This window comes from Streptomyces sp. NPDC002181, assembly GCF_042890485.1.
Taxonomy (GTDB): domain Bacteria; phylum Actinomycetota; class Actinomycetes; order Streptomycetales; family Streptomycetaceae; genus Streptomyces.
Genome location: NZ_JBIASC010000006.1, coordinates 18,814 through 35,417, shown reverse-complemented (window position 1 = coordinate 35,417; position 16,604 = coordinate 18,814). Strand labels below are relative to the sequence as shown.

Here is a 16,604-nt window from a genome sequence, read left to right as displayed (position 1 = left end):
CGGCAGCGGCCCGCTACCGCGAGGTGGCCACCTCGACCGGCGGCACGCGCAGCGCGACCCGCCCCGGCAGGGCGGTCGCGGCGAGCGCCAGCAGCCCCGCCACACCCACCACCCCCACGTACACCACCGGCAGCACCGCCGGCGCAGCCGCCCCCGTCATCCCCACGCTGAACGCGGTCAGCACGGCCAGCGCGATGCCCGACCCCAGCACCGCCCCGATCAGCACCACCGCCACCGCCTCCGCCCGCAGCATCCGCAGCACCTGCCGACGCTTCGCCCCCGCCAGCCTCAGCATCGCGAACTCCCGCAGCCGCTCCGACGTCGACATGGCGAGGGTGTTGACCACCGCGATCGCGGTGAACGCCAGGACCAGTCCCATCGCCAGCAGGTTGATCTCGGCACCCGCCTGCTGCCGCTCCGCCCGCACCGCGTCCGCGTCCCGCGCCGACAGCACCCCGACCCCCGCGAACCCCGCGACCGCCGCGGCCAGCCTTTCCCGCCCCGTCCCCGGCTCGGCCGCCACCAGCACGCTGTCCGCCAGCGGGTTGTCCGCGTGCGCGGCGACGAGATCGTGCGGCAGCGTCAGGTCACCGAAGCCCAGCCCTCGCGCGTACACGGCCGAGACGGTCAGGGTGACCGGTGTTCCGTCGCCCAGTGCGAGCTCCAGCGGGCTCCCCGGCTTCAGCCCCAGCTGATCGGCGGCCAGTTCGCTCACAGCCACGCTCTTCTCGCCGAACCCGTCCAGGCTCCCGGCCGTGACGCCGGGGTCCCAGGTCCGGGTCAGCCCGGCCGGGGTGACCCCCTGCGCGCCGTACTTCGTCAGCCCCACCCGTACGGACGTGTGCACGATCTCGGTGGCCGCCGTGACCCCGGGGGTCCGGCGGATCCGCTCCGCGGCGCCGCCGGTGACACCCGGGCCCTGCGCGGCCAGCACCCAGCCGGCCCGGACCCCGTCGCGGGCCTGCGCCCGGGCGGCGTCGCCCAGCGTCGGCGTGATGAACACAACGGTGCAGGTCATGCCGATCAGCAGCGCGAGCGGGGTGACGGCGGACGCCATGCGGGTGGCGTTGCCGCGCAGGTTCGCGGTGGCCAGGTACCCGCCCGGGCCGGCCAGCCGAAGCGGCCCGGCGAGGACCGCCGCCGCGCCCCGGACCAGCAGCGGGCCGAGCAGCGAGACCGCCGCGGCGAACACGACGACCGCGAGGAAGGTCACCGGGGTCGACGCGGGCTCGGTGCGCAGCGCACTGAGTACGGCGACCAGCACCGCCCCGCCGGCCAGCAGCAGCACCCCGGTGGCGATCCGGATCCACGCGGGGCGCCCCCGCTCCACGGCGGATTCCGCGAGCGCCTCGGCCGGGCGGATCCGGGCGATCCGCCGCCCGGTGATCCTGGCCGCGGCCCAGGCTCCGAGCAGGCTCGCTCCGACCGCGGCGAACATCGGGAAGATCCCGGCCGTGCGCTCCAGGTTGGCGGGGACGACCCCGCTCGCGACGAACCGGCCGTGGAGCCAGGCGGCGAGCGGGAGTCCGGCGAGCGCCCCCGCGACACCGGCGGCCAGGCCCACGAGCAGGGCCTCTCGGCCGATCATGCGGCGCAGCTGCTTCGGCGTGGCGGCGATGGCCCGCAGCAGGGCGAGCTCGCGGTAGCGCTGCTGGACGGAGAGGGCGAAGGTGCCGACGACCACGAGGATCGCGACGAGGAGCGAGGTGCCGCCCATGGCCCCGCCCATGGAGACGAGCTTGATGCGTGCGCCGGACGCGTCGAGGAACTCCACGGGCCCGCGTGCGTCGCCCGCAGCGACCTGTGCGCCGCCCCCATCGCCGCCCCCATCGCCGTCCGCACTCCGGAGCGCCTGCCGGAGCCGCCCGGCCAGTTCACCCGGGTCGGCCCCGGGAGCCGGCAGGACCCCGATGGCGGTGACCTGTCCGTCGCGGGCGGCCAGCCGCTGCGCCTCGGAGTCCCCGAAGAACAGCGCGTTCTGCCGGGCGAGGTCGCCGCGGGCGCTCTGTGCGATCCCGCTCACGGTGTACGTCTTCGGCTCGCCGGTGGCCTGCACGGTGAGCGGGGCGCCGGTCTTCAGCCCCGCGCGGGCGGCCAGTTCGCGGTCGACGACGACTTCGTCGCCGTTCCGGGGGGCGCGGCCCTCGGCGAGCGTGAAGGGGGTGAGTGCGGCGGAGGTCCAGGCGTGCCCGTACGAGGGCTTCGCGCCGCCCGGGGCCTTGACCAGCGGGACGGCCTGGAAGCTGAGCTCCGGCACCGCCCGAGCGACGCCCGCCACGGACCGGACGGTGTCCACGGTGGCGGCGGGGAGCCAGGCCCGTTCGGCCACGGGCTTGGCCTTGTGCTTCGTTTTGGTCTTGCCCTTCTTCTCCGTGACCGTGGTCTGGTGCACGTTCTGGTCGGCGGAGACGACGACCGGCGTGGCCGCGTAGCGCTCGGTGGCGATCTTTCCGCGGAGTCCGGTTTCCAGGAGGGTGCCGCAGGCGGTGACGAGGGCGGCCGCACACAGCAGCGCGACGAAGGCGCCGAGGAAGCCGGCCTTGCGGTCCCTGACGGTCTGGAGGGCGTAACGCAGCATCATGCGGCCAACTCTGCCGCCGGGCCCGCTGGTTGACAGTGACGCACCCCGGCGTCTCGACCCGGGGGCTACCCCCACCCCCGGGCACTGTCGGCGGCCCCGCAGCCCGGAGGCCGGCCCCAGAACCCGCGTCCCTCAGAACCCCGAGTACCCCGGGCCGTCTTCGTCCTCGTCCGCGCCTTCGGCGCCCTCCTGCTCCAGCGCGCGCCGGACCACCCGCAGGGCCATGCCCTCCGGGTACCCCTTGCGGGCGAGCATCCCGGCGAGGCGCCGCAGCCGCTTGTCCCGCTCCAGGCCCCGGGTGGAGCGGAGCTTGCGCTCCACGAGCTCCCGGGCGGTCTGCTCCTCCTGGTCGGAGTCCAGCTGTTCCAGTGCCTCCTGGACGAGGGTGGCGTGCACCCCCTTGGTCCGCAGCTCCTGCGCGAGCGCCCGGCGGGCGAGGCCCCGGCCGCGGTGCCGGGACTCGACCCAGGCCCCGGCGAACGCGGCGTCGTCGATCAGGCCGACCTCTTCGTACCGGGAGAGGACCTCCTGCGACACCTCCTCGGGGATGCCCCGCTTCTCCAGGGCGTCCGCGAGCTGCCGCCGGGTGCGCGGCATCCCGGTGAGCAGGCGCAGGCAGATCGCCCGCGCCTGCTCCTCGGGACTCTGGGGCGGCAGTTCCCGGCGGTCTTCCCGGCCGCCGTCACGACGGTCTTCGAGGCCGTCTTCACGACGGCGTTCGCGACCGCCTCCGCGACGGCCCTCCCGGCCGCCGCTCCCGCCGCCCCTTTCCTGCTCCCGCACGGGTCAGCTCTTGGCGACGGCGGACTTGGCCGTCGTCTTGGCCTTCGACGCGGGGGCGGGCACGGCCGCTGCCTCGGCGGCAGGCGCACCGGCGGCCGCCTCGGCGGCGGCGTCCTTGCGCACGCCCACGCCCAGCTTCTCCTTGATCTTCCGCTCGATCTCGTTGGCGAGGTCGGGGTTGTCCTTCAGGAAGTTGCGGGCGTTCTCCTTGCCCTGGCCGAGCTGGTCGCCCTCGTACGTGTACCAGGCGCCGGCCTTGCGCACGAAGCCGTGCTCCACGCCCATGTCGATCAGGCCGCCCTCACGGCTGATGCCCTGGCCGTAGAGGATGTCGAACTCGGCCTGCTTGAACGGCGGCGCGACCTTGTTCTTGACGACCTTGACGCGGGTACGGTTGCCGACCGCGTCGGTGCCGTCCTTGAGGGTCTCGATACGGCGGATGTCGAGGCGCACGGAGGCGTAGAACTTCAGCGCGCGGCCACCGGTGGTGGTCTCCGGCGAGCCGAACATCACACCGATCTTCTCGCGGAGCTGGTTGATGAAGATCGCGGTGGTCTTGGACTGGTTGAGCGCGCCGGTGATCTTCCGGAGCGCCTGGCTCATCAGCCGGGCCTGGAGACCGACGTGCGAGTCGCCCATCTCGCCCTCGATCTCCGCGCGCGGCACGAGTGCGGCGACGGAGTCGATGACGATCAGGTCGAGGGCACCGGAGCGGACCAGCATGTCCACGATCTCCAGCGCCTGCTCGCCGGTGTCCGGCTGCGACAGGATGAGGTTGTCGGTGTCGACGCCGAGGGCCTTCGCGTACTCGGGGTCGAGCGCGTGCTCGGCGTCCACGAAGGCGACGGTGCCGCCGGCCTTCTGCGCGTTGGCCACGGCGTGCAGGGTCAGGGTCGTCTTGCCGGAGGACTCCGGGCCGTACACCTCGATCACACGGCCGCGGGGCAGCCCGCCGACGCCGAGCGCGATGTCCAGCGCGGTCGACCCGGTCGGGATGACCTCGATGGGGTCGTTCGGCTTGTCGCCGAGGCGCATGACCGCACCCTTGCCGAATTGCCGTTCAATCTGTGCGAGCGCGGCGTCGAGAGCCTTCTCGCGGTCGGTGCCTGCCATGGGTTCCACCCGGTTTGCTTGAGTCGATCGCTTCACGCCATTGACGCTAACGCCTGCCACTGACAATGCGCTTCCACACCCGTTTCGGCTGTGGATAACTCATCAGAATGGATGTTCGATTTCCCTGTCAAGCGGGCTCACCGGGCACCCGACTGACAACCGACGGTTGACACCCCTTCGACTGTCAACCTAGGGTTGCACCTATGACGAACCCTTCCGTGGAACCCGTTCGCATGACCAACCCGGTACGCCTCGACGACCTGATCGAGGCCATCAAGAAGGTCCACACCGACACCCTGGAGCAGCTCAGCGGCGCCGTCGTCGTCGCCGAATCGCTCGGTGACGTCGCGGACCACCTCATCGGCCACTTCGTGGACCAGGCCCGCCGCTCCGGCGCCTCCTGGACCGACATCGGCCGCAGCATGGGCGTCACCCGCCAGGCCGCCCAGAAGCGCTTCGTCCCCAAGGCCGACAAGGAGGGCGAGGGCGGCATGGACGCCAGCCAGGGCTTCGGCCGCTTCACGCCGCGCGCCCGCAACGTCGTCGTCACCGCGCAGAACGAGACCCGCGCCGCCGGCAACTCCGAGATCCGCACCGAGCACCTCGTCCTCGGCCTGCTCGCCGAGCCAGAGGGCCTGGCCTCCCTCGCCCTGCGTGCCCAGCAGGTCTCCGCGGAGGACGTGCGCACCGCCGCGACCGCCGCCCTGCCCCCGGCCGCCGACGGAGAGCTCCCCGCCCTCATCCCCTTCGACGCGTCCGCCAAGAAGGCCCTGGAGCTCACCTTCCGCGAGGCCCTGCGCCTGGGCCACAACTACGTCGGCACCGAGCACATCCTCCTCGCCCTCCTCGAACTGGAGAACGGCGAAGGCCCGCTCAGCGGCCTCGGCGTCGACAAGGCCGCCGCCGAGGCGACCGTCAACGAGGCCCTGGCAGCGTTCCTCGACCAAGCCGAGGGCGGGGCCGGGAAGGCCTAGCGGAGTCCCCGGCCGCCCGCTCGGTCAGTTCGTACCGCTTCACGTACGCGCCGAGGAAGGCCTGCAGCGTGGCGACGGCCGGGATCGCGATGAGCGCCCCGACCGCGCCCAGCAGGGCGGTGCCCGCGATGACGGACCCGAAGGCCACCGCCGGGTGGATGTCGACCGTCTTCGAGGTCAGCTTCGGCTGCAGGACGTAGTTCTCGAACTGCTGGTAGATCACCACGAAACCGAGGACGTACAGCGCGTACCAGGGCGAGTCCGGGAAGGCGATCAGCATCGGCAGCGCGCCCGCCAGGTAGGTGCCGATGGTGGGGATGAACTGGGAGACCAGCCCCACCCACACCGCCAGCGCGGGCGCGTACGGCACGTCGAGGATCGCGAAGACCACGTAGTGGGCGATGCCGGACACCAGGGCCATCAGCCCCCGCGAGTACAGGTAGCCGCCCGTCTTGGCGACGGCGATCTCCCAGGCGCGCAGGACCTCCGACTGCTTCGCGGGCGGCAGTACGGAGCACAGCGCGCGCCGCAGTCGCGGCCCGTCGGCGGCGAAGTAGAACGAGAAGAGCCCGACCGTCAGCAGCCGGAAGAGCCCGCCGAGCACGGTGGCGGACACGTCGAGCACTCCGGTCGCGCTGTTCTGCACGTACTTCTGGAGCCAGTCGGAGTGCAGCAGGCTGTCCTGGATCTCCAGCCGGGACAGCTTGGTGTGGAAGGTGGTGTTGATCGCGGCGATCACCGAGTCGAGGTAGCGCGGGAAGCCCCCCACCATCTCGACGATCTGCCCGGCGAGCATCGAGCCGAGCAGCACGACGAAGCCGGCGGCGGCGACGAACACGCCCAGGAACACAAGGAAGGTGGCGAGCCCGCGCCGCATGCCGCGGGCCGCCATCCGGGACACCGCGGGCTCGACGGCGAGCGCGAGGAAGAACGCGATCAGGATGTTGACGAGCAGCCCGGTCAGCTGGTGGAAGGCCCAGCTGCCGAGCTGGAAGCAGGCGATGAGGGCGAGTACGAGGACGACGGCGCGCGGCAGCCAGCGCGGCATCCGGGCCCCGGCCCCCGCCGGCGGTGCGGTGGCGCCGCCGGGAGGAGCCGCGGACCCCGCGGGCCCGGGCGCCTCGGCCGTCCCGATCCCCTCGGCGGTGTCGGTCGTCGTATCCGTCGTCGTGCCGGTCGTCGTCACGGTCGTCTCATCGGTGGCTGCCACGCCGCCCAGTCTGTCCCACCCGCCCCGCGTACGGGGAAACGGACGCCCGCGTCAGCGCAGCGAGGCGGGCACGTCCATCGCCGCACACACGGCGCGCCACACGTCCTTGGCCTCCCAGCCCGCGTCCAGCGCCTGGTGGACGGTGCGTCCGCCGAGCTCCGTCATGACGTGGTCCCGCGCGAAGGAGTCCGCGTAGCCCGCGCCGAAGTGCTCGGCCATCCGCTCCCAGAAAATCGTCAACCGCATGCGCCCAGTATCCCGCCCCGGGAGAGTGCACCGGCGCCGTTCGCCTCCCGCCCGCGCCGCAGTGCGCCCTACGGTTTCACGCATGCCTGGAGACGACGCTTCCTCGCTGACCCCACCACACTCATCGACCCCACCAACCCCGCAGTCCCGACCAACCCCACCGGCATCCCCACCGACACCACCGCCGGCCCCCCTGGCCCGCGCCGAGCGGTTCATCTGGCTCACGGCCCGGGTCCTGGAGCAGCGGCGGTTCGCGTTCCACTTCCTCGGCGGGGAAGCCGACGCGGTGGACACCGCGCTCGGCTCGTACCTGAACGCCGACGGCGGCTACGGCCACGCCCTCGATCCGGACCTGCGCGGTCCGCTCAGCCATCCGCTGCACACCGCCCACGCCCTGCGGATCCTGGACGGCCTGGGCCGCTGCGCCGGCCAGCGGATCGAGCGGCTCTGCCGCCACCTGACCCGTGTCTCCACCGCGGACGGCGCCCTTCCGGTGGTCCTCCCGGCTCCGCACGACTACCCCAGGGCCCCGTACCACCCGGTGTACGACGATCCGCCGGGCGCGCTGCTGACCACGGGCCCGGTGGTCGGCCTGCTGCACCGCAACCGGATCTGGCACGCGTGGCTGTTCCGGGCCACCGACTTCTGCTGGGAGCGGGTCGAGAACCTGCGCCGCACGGACCCGTACGAGATCCGGAGTGCCGTGGCCTTCCTCGACGGCGCCCCCGACCGGGCACGGGCGGTGGCCGCCGCGGACCGGCTGGGACGGCTCGTACGCGAGCAGCGGCTGGTGGTGCTCGACCCGCGCCGGCGCCGCGAGTACCCGCCGTACCCCGGCTGCGCGCCGGGCGAGCAGCTGTTCCCGCACGACGTCGCCCGGCGGCCGGAGTCGCTGGCGCGCGGCTGGTTCACCGACGAGGAGCTGCGGCGTTCGCTGGACTTCCTGGCCGCCGGGCAGCAGCAGGACGGCGGCTGGCCGGTCCGGCGCCTCGCGTGGGCGCCGGGCAGTTCGCTGGAGCGGCGCCCGATCGCGACCCTGGAGGCCCTGCTGACCCTGCGCGCGTACGGCCGCCCGCTGACCGGCGATCCCCCGGCGGACCCGGCCGGGCCGTGACGCGGAGGGCGCCGCCGCCCCGCCGCGATCCGAAAGACACGGCCTAACCGCCCAGGGCCCGGACCCCCGCGGTGACGACCACCGCGGCGGCGACCACGAGCAGGAACGGCGCCCGCAGCAGCAGTGCGAGCCCGGCGGCGGCCAGTCCGGCGGCGCGGGCGTCGAGCACGAGCTCGTGCCCGGTGCTGAAGGTCTGCTGGGCGGTCAGCGCGGCGAGCAGCGCGACCGGCAGCAGGGCGGCGAGCCGGCGCACCGCCGGCCGCTCCAGGACCCCGGCGGGCACGAGCAGCCCGGCCAGCTTGACGGCGTAGCAGCCGACGACGGTGAGCGCGATGGCGATCCAGACGTTCACGAGCGGCGTCCCTTCAGCCAGAGGACCGCGGGGGCGGCGAGGGCGGCGACGAGCACCGGCAGCCCGGCGGGCAGTACGGGCAGCAGGCCCAGCCCGAGGACGAGGGCGAGCACGGCGACGGCCCGCTCGGTGGCGGTCTTGAGCATCGGCGCGAGCAGGGCCAGGAAGACGGCCGGCCCGGCGGCGTCCAGCCCCCACGCGGAGGTGTCCCCGAGGGCCTCGGCGCCGAGGGCCCCGAGCAGGGTGGTGAGGTTCCACAGGACGTACAGGCTCAGCCCGGTCACGGTGAACCCGAGCCGTGCCGACCTGCGGTCGCGCTGGGCCAGCGCCACGGCGGTGGTCTCGTCGATCACCCAGTGGGCGGCGAGCGGGCGCACGGCCCGGGGCAGGGCGAGCAGCTGCGACAGCCGCAGCCCGTAGAAGGCGTTGCGCGTACCGAGGAAGAAGGCCCCGGCGGCCGCGGTGAACGGGTTGCCGCCCGCGGCGAGCGCTCCGACGAGCGCGAACTGCGAGGCCCCGGTGAACACGAGCAGGCTCAGCACACAGGCCTGGATCACGCTGATCCCGGCTCCGGCGGCGGTCACCCCGAACGCGAACCCGGACAGCCCGACGGCCACCCCGACCCCGAGCGCGTCGCGCACGACGGCCCCGCGCGGCCGCTCCACGGACCCGCCGGGGCTCTCCTGCATCACCATCTGTCGTTCTCCCACCCCGCGACCGTACGCAGCCGGGCCGGAGCGGGTCTTGTACGTTCTTGCACGCGGCGGCGCCGGCCGTGGCCGTCGGGGGCCCGTCCGTCCGCCGGGCCCGTCCGTCCGCCGGGCCCGTCCGTCCGCCGGGCTCAGCCCCCCGCCGCGCCCCCGCCGCCCGACCGCTCCCGCCGGTACGCGCCCGGGGGGACGCCCACGATCCGGGTGAAGTGGCGGTTCAGGTGGGGCTGGTCGGTGAAGCCGACGGCGACGGCCGCCTCCGCCGGCGTGGTGCCCGCGTCCAGCAGCGCCCGGGCCCGGCGGACGCGGGCGTCGGTGAGCCAGGTGTGCGGCGGCATTCCGTACCGCTCCCGGAAGGCCCGCAGCAGGGCGAACGGGCTGGTCCCCAGCTCCGCGGCGAGCTGTTCCAGCGAGGGCGGCAGCGCCATCCGCTCCAGGAGCACCGCCCGGGCCGCCGCCGCGTCGACCGCGCCCGCGCCGCGGACCGTACGGGCGGGGAGCGGCCCGGCGTGCCGGGTCAGCATCCTCGCCACCGCCCCGCGCAGCAGCGTGTCGGCGGCGAGCGCGTTGCCCTCCTCGGCGGCCCGGTGCACCTCGGTGATCACGTAGGAGGTCTGCGGATCGGTGACGTGGTCGGTGGTGAACCCGGGGGTCCCGCGCAGGATGCCGATCTCCGCGGCCACCTCGGCGATCAGCTCCCGGGAAGGGTAGAGGGTCGCGTACGCCCAGCCCTCCGGGACCCCGGCGCGGGCGGTGTGCGGCACCTCGGGGTTGATCAGGACCACGCTGCCCGGCCCGGCCCGCACGATGCCGCCGGGCAGGCCGACCTCCTCGATGCCGCCGGTGACGGCCGCGATGACGTACCCGTCGTGGGCGTGGCGCGGGAAGGTGTGGCGTACGTAGTGGGCGCGCAGCAGGTCCAGGCCGGGCAGTTCCGCGTACTGCCAGTGCCGGGCCCACTCCCGCTCGACCGACTCCTGCGCCCTGTCCGCCATTCCCCCATTCTGCGCCCCGCCCGGCCCGGGCGTTTGCCCAGGTCCGGGCCGTTGTCGGTACCCGGGTGCAGGATGGGGGCATGGCCGGCTCCGCGCTCGACGCGTTCTCCCCCGCGACCCGCTCCTGGTTCACGGGGGCCTTCGTCTCGCCCACCGCCGCGCAGGAGGGGGCCTGGCGGGCCATCCGGGAGGGCTCCGACGTGCTCGTCGTGGCGCCGACCGGCTCCGGCAAGACCCTGGCCGCCTTCCTCGCCGCCCTCGACCAGCTCGCCTCCACCCCGCCGCCCGCCGAGCCGAAGAAGCGCTGCCGGGTGCTGTACGTGTCCCCGCTGAAGGCCCTCGCCGTCGACGTCGAGCGGAATCTGCGCAGTCCGCTGACCGGGATTCGCCAGGAGTCGGTCCGCCTGGGCCTGCCCGAGCCGGAGATCCGGGTCGGGATCCGCTCCGGGGACACCCCGCCGGCGGAGCGGCGGGCGCTGGCCACCCGGCCGCCGGACATCCTGATCACCACGCCCGAGTCGCTGTTCCTGATGCTGACTTCGGCGACGCGCGACGCGCTGGCCGGGATCGAGACGGTGATCCTGGACGAGGTGCACGCGGTCGCGGGGACCAAGCGCGGGGCGCACCTGGCCCTGTCCCTGGAGCGGCTGGACGAGCTGCTGCCCCGTCCTGCCCGCCGGATCGGGCTGTCGGCGACGGTCCGGCCGGTGGACGAGGTGGCGCGCTACCTCGCGCCGCGCGGCAGGGCCGAGATCGTCCAGCCGCCCTCGGCGAAGGAGTTCGACCTGTCGGTGGTCGTACCCGTGCAGGACATGGGCGAGTTGGGCGGCTCGCCGGCCACGGAGGGCAAGGAGGGCGGGGACAAGCCCTCGATCTGGCCGCATGTGGAGGAGCGGATCGCGGATCTGGTCCAGGCCCACCGCTCCACGATCGTGTTCGCCAACTCCCGCCGCCTCGCCGAGCGCCTCTGCAACCGGCTGAACGAGATCGCGTACGAGCGCGCCACCGGCGAGCAGCTCGCCGAGGGGGCGCCGCCGCCGGCCGAGATCATGGCCCAGTCGGGGGCCGCCCGGGGAGCCCCGCCGCTGCTGGCGCGGGCGCACCACGGCTCGGTCTCCAAGGAGCAGCGGGCGCGGGTGGAGGAGGATCTGAAGGCGGGCCGGCTGCCCGCCGTCGTCGCCACCTCCAGCCTGGAACTGGGCATCGACATGGGCGCGGTGGACCTCGTGGTGCAGGTGGAGTCCCCGCCCTCGGTGGCGTCGGGGCTCCAGCGCGTGGGCCGTGCCGGGCACCAGGTGGGCGCGGTCTCCACGGGGGTCGTGTTCCCCAAGTACCGCGGGGACCTGGTCCAGGCGGCCGTGGTCACCGAGCGGATGCGCAGCGGGTCGATCGAGTCCCTGCGCATCCCGTCGAACCCGCTGGACGTGCTCGCGCAGCAGCTGGTCGCGATGACCGCGATGGACACCTGGCAGCTGGACGAGCTGCTGGCGCTCGTACGGCGGGCGGCGCCGTTCGCGGCGCTGCCGGAGTCGGCGTTCACGGCGGTGCTGGACATGCTGGCGGGCCGGTATCCCTCCGACGCGTTCGCGGAGCTCCGCCCCCGGGTGGTGTGGGACCGGGTGGCGGGGACGATCACCGGCCGGCCGGGGGCGCAGCGCCTCGCGGTCACCTCCGGCGGCACCATCCCCGACCGGGGCCTGTTCGGCGTGTTCCTCGCGGGGGCCGACCCGAAGAAGGGCGGCGGCCGGGTCGGCGAGCTCGACGAGGAGATGGTCTACGAGTCCCGCGTGGGCGACGTGTTCACGCTGGGCACCACCTCCTGGCGGATCGAGGACATCACCCGGGACCGGGTCCTGGTCTCCCCCGCCCCCGGGGTCCCCGGCCGGCTGCCGTTCTGGAAGGGCGACCAGCTGGGCCGCCCCCTCGAACTGGGGCGTGCGGTCGGCGCGTTCCTGCGCGAGCTCGGCGGCCTGGCCGAGGAGGACGCCCGGCTGCGCCTGGTGGCGGCCGGGCTCGACGCCTGGGCCGCGGAGAACGTCCTGGCGTACCTCGGGGAGCAGCGCGAGGCCTGCGGCCACGTCCCGGACGACCGGACGATCGTGGTCGAGCGCTTCCGCGACGAGCTCGGCGACTGGCGGGTCGTGGTCCACTCCCCCTTCGGCGCCCAGGTCCACGCCCCGTGGGCACTGGCGCTCGGCGCCCGCCTCGCCGAGAAGTACGGCATGGACGCGCAGGTCATGCACGCCGACGACGGGATCGTGCTGCGGCTGCCCGATGCGGACCTGCTGTCGATGGACCTGCTGGACCACGACCCCGCGCACACCGCCTCCTTCGAGTTCGACGACGGACAGGCCCCGCTGGGCGCCGCGGACGTCGTCTTCGACCAGGGCGAGATCCAGCAGATCGTCACCGACCAGGTCGGCGGCTCCGCCCTGTTCGCCTCCCGGTTCCGCGAGTGCGCGGCGCGCGCCCTGCTGCTGCCGCGCCGCAGTCCCGGCAAGCGGACCCCGCTGTGGCAGCAGCGCCAGCGCGCCTCCCAACTGCTCCAGGTGGCTTCCGAGTTCGGTTCGTTCCCGATCGTGCTGGAAGCCGTACGCGAATGCCTGCAGGACGTCTTCGACGTACCGGGCCTGACGGAGCTGATGGGGGACGTCGAGGCGCGCCGGGTCCGCCTGGTCGAGGTCACCACTCCCGAGCCGTCCCCGTTCGCCCGGTCGCTGCTGTTCGGATACGTGGCCCAGTTCCTGTACGAGGGGGACTCCCCGCTCGCCGAGCGCAGGGCGGCCGCGCTGTCGCTGGACTCCCGCCTGCTGGCGGAGCTGCTGGGCCAGGCGGAGCTGCGCGAACTGCTCGACGCCGAGGTGCTGGAGGAGCTGGAGCGGGAGCTCCAGTGGCGGACGGAGGACCGGCGGGCCAAGGACGCCGAGTCCGTGGCGGACCTGCTGCGCCTGCTCGGCCCGCTGACCACCGCCGAGCTGGCCGAGCGCGGGGCCGATCCGGCCTGGCCCCAGGCCCTGTCCCGGGCCCGCCGGGCCATCGCGGTCCGGATCGGCGGCGCGGACCACTGGGCGGCGATCGAGGACGCGGGCCGACTGCGCGACGCGCTGGGCACGGCGCTCCCGGTCGGGGTCCCGGAGGCGTTCACCGAACCGGTCAAGGATCCGCTCGGTGATCTGCTGGCCCGGTACGCCCGCACCCACGGGCCGTTCACCACGGCCGCCGTCGCCGCCCGCTTCGGCCTGGGCGCGGCGGTGACCGAGGGCGCCCTGCACCGGCTCGCGGCGGCGGGCCGGGTGGTGCAGGGCGAGTTCCATCCGGCCGGCATCGGCCAGGAGTGGTGCGACGCGACCGTGCTGCGCAGGCTGCGCCGCCGCTCGCTGGCGGCGCTGCGCCAGGAGCTGGAGCCGGTCCCGCCGACCTCCCTGGCCACCTTCCTGCCGCAGTGGCAGCACCTGGGCGGCTCCCTGCGCGGCATCGACGGCCTGGCCAGGGCGATCGAGCAGCTCCAGGGCGCCCCGGTGCCCGCCTCGGCGCTGGAGCGGCTGGTCCTCCCCTCGCGGGTCTCGGGGTACTCCCCGACCCTGCTGGACGAGCTCACCACCAGCGGGGAGGTGGTCTGGGCGGGCGCCGGGGCCCTCCCGGGCAAGGACGGCTGGGTCTCGCTCTACCTGGCGGACGCGGCGCCGCTGCTGCTGCCCCCGGCGCACCCGCTGGAGCTGACGCCCCTTCACCAGTCGGTCCTCGACACCCTGTCCGGCGGTTACGGGCTGTTCTTCCGCCAGCTCGCGGAGTCGGTGCGCGCCAAGTGGTCCGAGGCCACCGACCTCGAACTCTCCGATGCCGTCTGGGACCTGGCCTGGTCGGGCCGGCTCACCAATGACACGCTCTCCCCCCTGCGCTCCCTGCTCGGCTCGGGCCGCACGGCGGGTGCGACCGCCCACCGGGCCCGGCGCACCGTCCCGCGCGGCCGGTACGGGACGCTCAGCGCCCAGGTGTCGCGTCCGGGCCCGCCCACGGTCTCCGGCCGCTGGTCCCTGCTGCCCGCGCGGTCCCCCGACCCCACGCACCGGGCGCACGCGCTGGCCCGGACCCTGCTGGACCGGCACGGGGTGGTCACGCGGGGCGCGGTGGCCGCCGAGGGCGTGGAGGGCGGCTTCAGCGCCGTGTACCGGGTCCTGTCGGCTTTCGAGGACAGCGGTCAGGCACGCCGCGGCTATGTGGTGGAGGGCCTGGGCGCGGCCCAGTTCGCGATGGACGGCGCGGTGGACCGGCTGCGCTCGGCCGAGCGGAATCCGCCCCCGCTGGCGGCGGTGGTCCTGGCGGCCGCCGATCCGGCGAACGCGTACGGGGCGGCCCTGCCCTGGCCGGAGCCCCCGGCCGGGGCCACGCACAAGCCGGGCCGCAAGGCGGGCTCGCTGGTGGTGCTGGTCGACGGCGAGCTCGTCCTGTACCTGGAGCGGGGCGGCAAGACGCTGCTGGCCTGGCCCCCGGCGGAGGATCCCCGGCTCGCGGCGGCCACCGCGGCCCTGGCGGCCGCCTCCCGGATCGGCACGCTCCCGGCGCTCACGGTGGAACGGATCAACGCCGCCCCCGCGTTGACCTCCCCGCTGGGTCCGGTCCTGGAGGCGGCCGGATTCCACGCCACCCCTCGGGGGCTGCGCATGCGCTCGTGAATCCGGTGCGGGGATCCTGTGACGGAATCCGGCATTCCGGTCTCGACCATCCCGCTTATGTTGCGCTTATGTCTTGAGCACGTCACGAACCCCTTCTCAGCTGGCACCCCCGCCCGCTTCTGGACTATCAAGATCACCGCAGGCATCAGTCCTGACGATGCCACGTCAAAAGATCACACTCATGGGGGACCGGAAAAGTGAGCACCAACACCATGCGGCGAGCGACAACGGGCGTCATCGGTCTGGCGGTTGCCGGCACCCTGACCCTGACCGGCTGCAAGAACGGCAACGAAGAGGTCGCACCCGCCCAGTCGAGCGCGCCGGCCGCCCAGCCCAGCCAGGGCGGGCAGGACACCGCGCAGCCCAGCACCCCGGCCAGCCCCTCCGCCGGCGGCGGCCAGGCCCCCGCGGCGGGCCAGGCGAAGCCGGGCCAGACCTTCAAGATCGGCGAGACGGCGCAGGTGCCGTTCAACTACGGCAGCACCAAGGGCGGCACCATCGCCCTCACCGTCACCGCCGTCGAGCAGGGCCAGCCGGCCGACCTCGACTCGCTCAAGCTGGGCGACAAGGTCAAGGGGATGATCCCCTACTACGTCCGCTACTCGGTCAAGAACGTCGGCACCGTGGACCTCTCCTACGCCTCCGTCGGCCACATGAAGGGCCTGCTCCCGGACGGCTCCGAGGCCCAGGGCGTCTCCGTCATCGGCAAGTTCGAGAAGTGCAAGGACGAGTCGCTGCCGAAGGGCTTCACCAACGGCCAGACGCAGACCAGCTGCGCCATCGCCCTGGCCCCGTCCGCCCAGACGAAGGTGGTCGGCGCCGAGTACTGGGGCGACCCGTACAACAGCCTGAGCGACGGCAAGGGCCTCTTCTGGAAGTAGGGCCTGCGCCCGCCCCACGACCGGGCCCCCGCCCGCGCCACGGCGCGGCGGGGGCTCCGGCCGTCCCGGCCCCGCCCCGCGGGGCGACAATGGCGCCATGCCCGAAGGAGACAGCGTCTGGCGCGCCGCGGCCCGGCTGCACGCCGCCCTGGCCGGCCACGAGCTGACCCGCAGCGACCTGCGCGTCCCCCGCTTCGCCACCGCCGACCTCACCGGCCGCACCACCCTGGACGTCACCCCGCGCGGCAAACACCTCCTCGCCCGCTTCGAGGGCGGCCTCACCCTCCACACCCACCTGGGCATGGACGGCTCCTGGCGGATCTTCGGCCCGGACGAGAAGTGGCACGGCGGACCCCCTTACGAGATCCGCGCCGTCCTCGGCACCGCCGCGCGGACGGCCGTCGGCTACCGCCTCCCCGTCGTCGAGCTGCTGCGCACCTCCGAGGAGGACCGGGCCGTCGGCCACCTGGGCCCCGACCTCCTCGGCCCGGACTGGGACGCGCAGCAGGCGGCGGCCAACCTCCTCGCCACCCCCGGGCGCCCGCTCGGCGAGGCCCTCCTCGACCAGCGCAACCTGGCCGGCATCGGCAACATCTACAAGTCCGAGCTCTGCTTCCTCGCCCAGGTCACCCCCTGGACCCCGGTCGGCGGCCTGCCCGACCCCGAGACCACCGCCGTCCGCCTGGCCGGCGCCGCGCACCGCCTGCTGCGCGCCAACACCGGCGCCGGCGCGGTCCGCAACACCACCGGCCTGCGCCGGCGCGGGCAGGAGCTCTTCGTCTACGGCCGCGCCCGCCGCCCCTGCCTGCGCTGCGGCGCCCCCGTCCGCGAGGCCCCGCAGGACGACCGGCCGACGTACTGGTGTCCCCGCTGCCAGTCCGGCCCCACCCCGCCGGACCACCCGACCGCCTCGGGCCGCCCGAACCCGCCGACGCCCGCCGACTAGTTGACGCCCCGTCAGATCCGGTCGTA

General features: G+C 74.4%; 13 protein-coding genes. 5 read left to right on the top strand and 8 right to left on the bottom strand.

Going from position 1 to position 16,604, the window contains the following annotated elements; translation table 11 throughout:
* Positions 1-13 precede the first annotated feature (13 nt).
* From ACFYXV_RS17525 to recA, 3 genes are all read right to left on the bottom strand, one after another.
* Positions 14-2,581: an FtsX-like permease family protein gene (locus tag ACFYXV_RS17525; RefSeq protein WP_389383342.1), complete on the bottom strand. Its 2,568-nt coding sequence runs from the start codon at positions 2,579-2,581 to the stop codon at positions 14-16.
* 132 nt (positions 2,582-2,713) lie between these two features.
* Entirely contained in the window at positions 2,714-3,364 is a 651-nt protein-coding gene (gene recX / locus ACFYXV_RS17520) for a recombination regulator RecX (protein ID WP_389383341.1), read from the bottom strand.
* Between the two features lie 3 nt (positions 3,365-3,367).
* Positions 3,368-4,477: a recombinase RecA gene (gene recA / locus ACFYXV_RS17515; protein ID WP_383349991.1), complete on the bottom strand. Its 1,110-nt coding sequence runs from the start codon at positions 4,475-4,477 to the stop codon at positions 3,368-3,370.
* A 203-nt stretch (positions 4,478-4,680) separates the two neighbouring features.
* Between recA and ACFYXV_RS17510 the strand changes: the two genes are divergently transcribed.
* Positions 4,681-5,451 carry a Clp protease N-terminal domain-containing protein gene (locus ACFYXV_RS17510; RefSeq protein WP_385469881.1) on the top strand — a complete coding sequence of 257 codons (771 nt, stop codon included), beginning with the start codon at positions 4,681-4,683 and terminating at the stop codon, positions 5,449-5,451.
* Here ACFYXV_RS17510 and ACFYXV_RS17505 read toward each other — a convergent pair.
* Positions 5,393-6,499, bottom strand: a complete 1,107-nt coding sequence (locus ACFYXV_RS17505) for an AI-2E family transporter (protein ID WP_385469906.1) — start codon at positions 6,497-6,499, stop codon at positions 5,393-5,395. The two genes, ACFYXV_RS17510 and ACFYXV_RS17505, sit on opposite strands and share 59 nt — an antisense overlap.
* Before the next feature lie 213 nt (positions 6,500-6,712).
* Positions 6,713-6,907 carry a DUF3046 domain-containing protein gene (locus tag ACFYXV_RS17500; RefSeq protein WP_053682254.1) on the bottom strand — a complete coding sequence of 65 codons (195 nt, stop codon included), beginning with the start codon at positions 6,905-6,907 and terminating at the stop codon, positions 6,713-6,715.
* Positions 6,908-6,989: 82 nt separating this feature from the next.
* Between ACFYXV_RS17500 and ACFYXV_RS17495 the strand changes: the two genes are divergently transcribed.
* Complete coding sequence (locus tag ACFYXV_RS17495; protein WP_389383339.1) at positions 6,990-8,021, top strand: hypothetical protein; 1,032 nt, start codon at positions 6,990-6,992, stop codon at positions 8,019-8,021.
* Between the two features lie 43 nt (positions 8,022-8,064).
* Here ACFYXV_RS17495 and ACFYXV_RS17490 read toward each other — a convergent pair whose 3' ends face one another.
* From ACFYXV_RS17490 to ACFYXV_RS17480, 3 genes are all read right to left on the bottom strand, one after another.
* Complete coding sequence (locus ACFYXV_RS17490; RefSeq protein WP_030859690.1) at positions 8,065-8,373, bottom strand: AzlD domain-containing protein; 309 nt, start codon at positions 8,371-8,373, stop codon at positions 8,065-8,067.
* The gene (locus ACFYXV_RS17485; protein WP_383350015.1) at positions 8,370-9,068 is read right to left on the bottom strand and encodes an AzlC family ABC transporter permease; all 699 of its coding nucleotides are present in this window, start codon (positions 9,066-9,068) and stop codon (positions 8,370-8,372) included. The genes ACFYXV_RS17490 and ACFYXV_RS17485 overlap by 4 nt, the downstream gene beginning before the upstream one ends.
* A 146-nt stretch (positions 9,069-9,214) precedes the next feature.
* Entirely contained in the window at positions 9,215-10,078 is an 864-nt protein-coding gene (locus ACFYXV_RS17480) for an AraC family transcriptional regulator (RefSeq protein ID WP_389383338.1), read from the bottom strand.
* A gap of 80 nt (positions 10,079-10,158) precedes the next feature.
* Here ACFYXV_RS17480 and ACFYXV_RS17475 point away from each other — a divergent pair, with 80 nt between their 5' ends.
* From ACFYXV_RS17475 to ACFYXV_RS17465, 3 genes are all read left to right on the top strand, one after another.
* Entirely contained in the window at positions 10,159-14,751 is a 4,593-nt protein-coding gene (locus ACFYXV_RS17475) for an ATP-dependent helicase (protein ID WP_389383337.1), read from the top strand.
* A gap of 197 nt (positions 14,752-14,948) precedes the next feature.
* Complete coding sequence (locus tag ACFYXV_RS17470) at positions 14,949-15,632, top strand: hypothetical protein (RefSeq protein WP_389383336.1); 684 nt, start codon at positions 14,949-14,951, stop codon at positions 15,630-15,632.
* A gap of 97 nt (positions 15,633-15,729) precedes the next feature.
* Positions 15,730-16,578 (top strand): Fpg/Nei family DNA glycosylase, encoded by an 849-nt coding sequence (locus ACFYXV_RS17465; RefSeq protein ID WP_389383335.1) that lies wholly within the window; start codon positions 15,730-15,732, stop codon positions 16,576-16,578.
* Positions 16,579-16,604 lie beyond the last annotated feature (26 nt).

Bases quoted from the DNA above. Each gene is read 5' to 3' on its own strand.
- ACFYXV_RS17500 (WP_053682254.1), bottom strand. From the start codon at position 6,907: ATGCGGTTGACGATTTTCTGGGAGCGGATGGCCGAGCACTTCGGCGCG.
- ACFYXV_RS17465 (WP_389383335.1), top strand. From the start codon at position 15,730: ATGCCCGAAGGAGACAGCGTCTGGCGCGCCGCGGCCCGGCTGCACGCC.
- ACFYXV_RS17510 (WP_385469881.1), top strand. From the start codon at position 4,681: ATGACGAACCCTTCCGTGGAACCCGTTCGCATGACCAACCCGGTACGC.
- ACFYXV_RS17475 (WP_389383337.1), top strand. From the start codon at position 10,159: ATGGCCGGCTCCGCGCTCGACGCGTTCTCCCCCGCGACCCGCTCCTGG.
- ACFYXV_RS17485 (WP_383350015.1), bottom strand. From the start codon at position 9,068: ATGGTGATGCAGGAGAGCCCCGGCGGGTCCGTGGAGCGGCCGCGCGGG.
- ACFYXV_RS17525 (WP_389383342.1), bottom strand. From the start codon at position 2,581: ATGATGCTGCGTTACGCCCTCCAGACCGTCAGGGACCGCAAGGCCGGC.
- ACFYXV_RS17505 (WP_385469906.1), bottom strand. From the start codon at position 6,499: ATGCCGCGCTGGCTGCCGCGCGCCGTCGTCCTCGTACTCGCCCTCATC.
- recA (WP_383349991.1), bottom strand. From the start codon at position 4,477: ATGGCAGGCACCGACCGCGAGAAGGCTCTCGACGCCGCGCTCGCACAG.
- ACFYXV_RS17495 (WP_389383339.1), top strand. From the start codon at position 6,990: ATGCCTGGAGACGACGCTTCCTCGCTGACCCCACCACACTCATCGACC.
- ACFYXV_RS17480 (WP_389383338.1), bottom strand. From the start codon at position 10,078: ATGGCGGACAGGGCGCAGGAGTCGGTCGAGCGGGAGTGGGCCCGGCAC.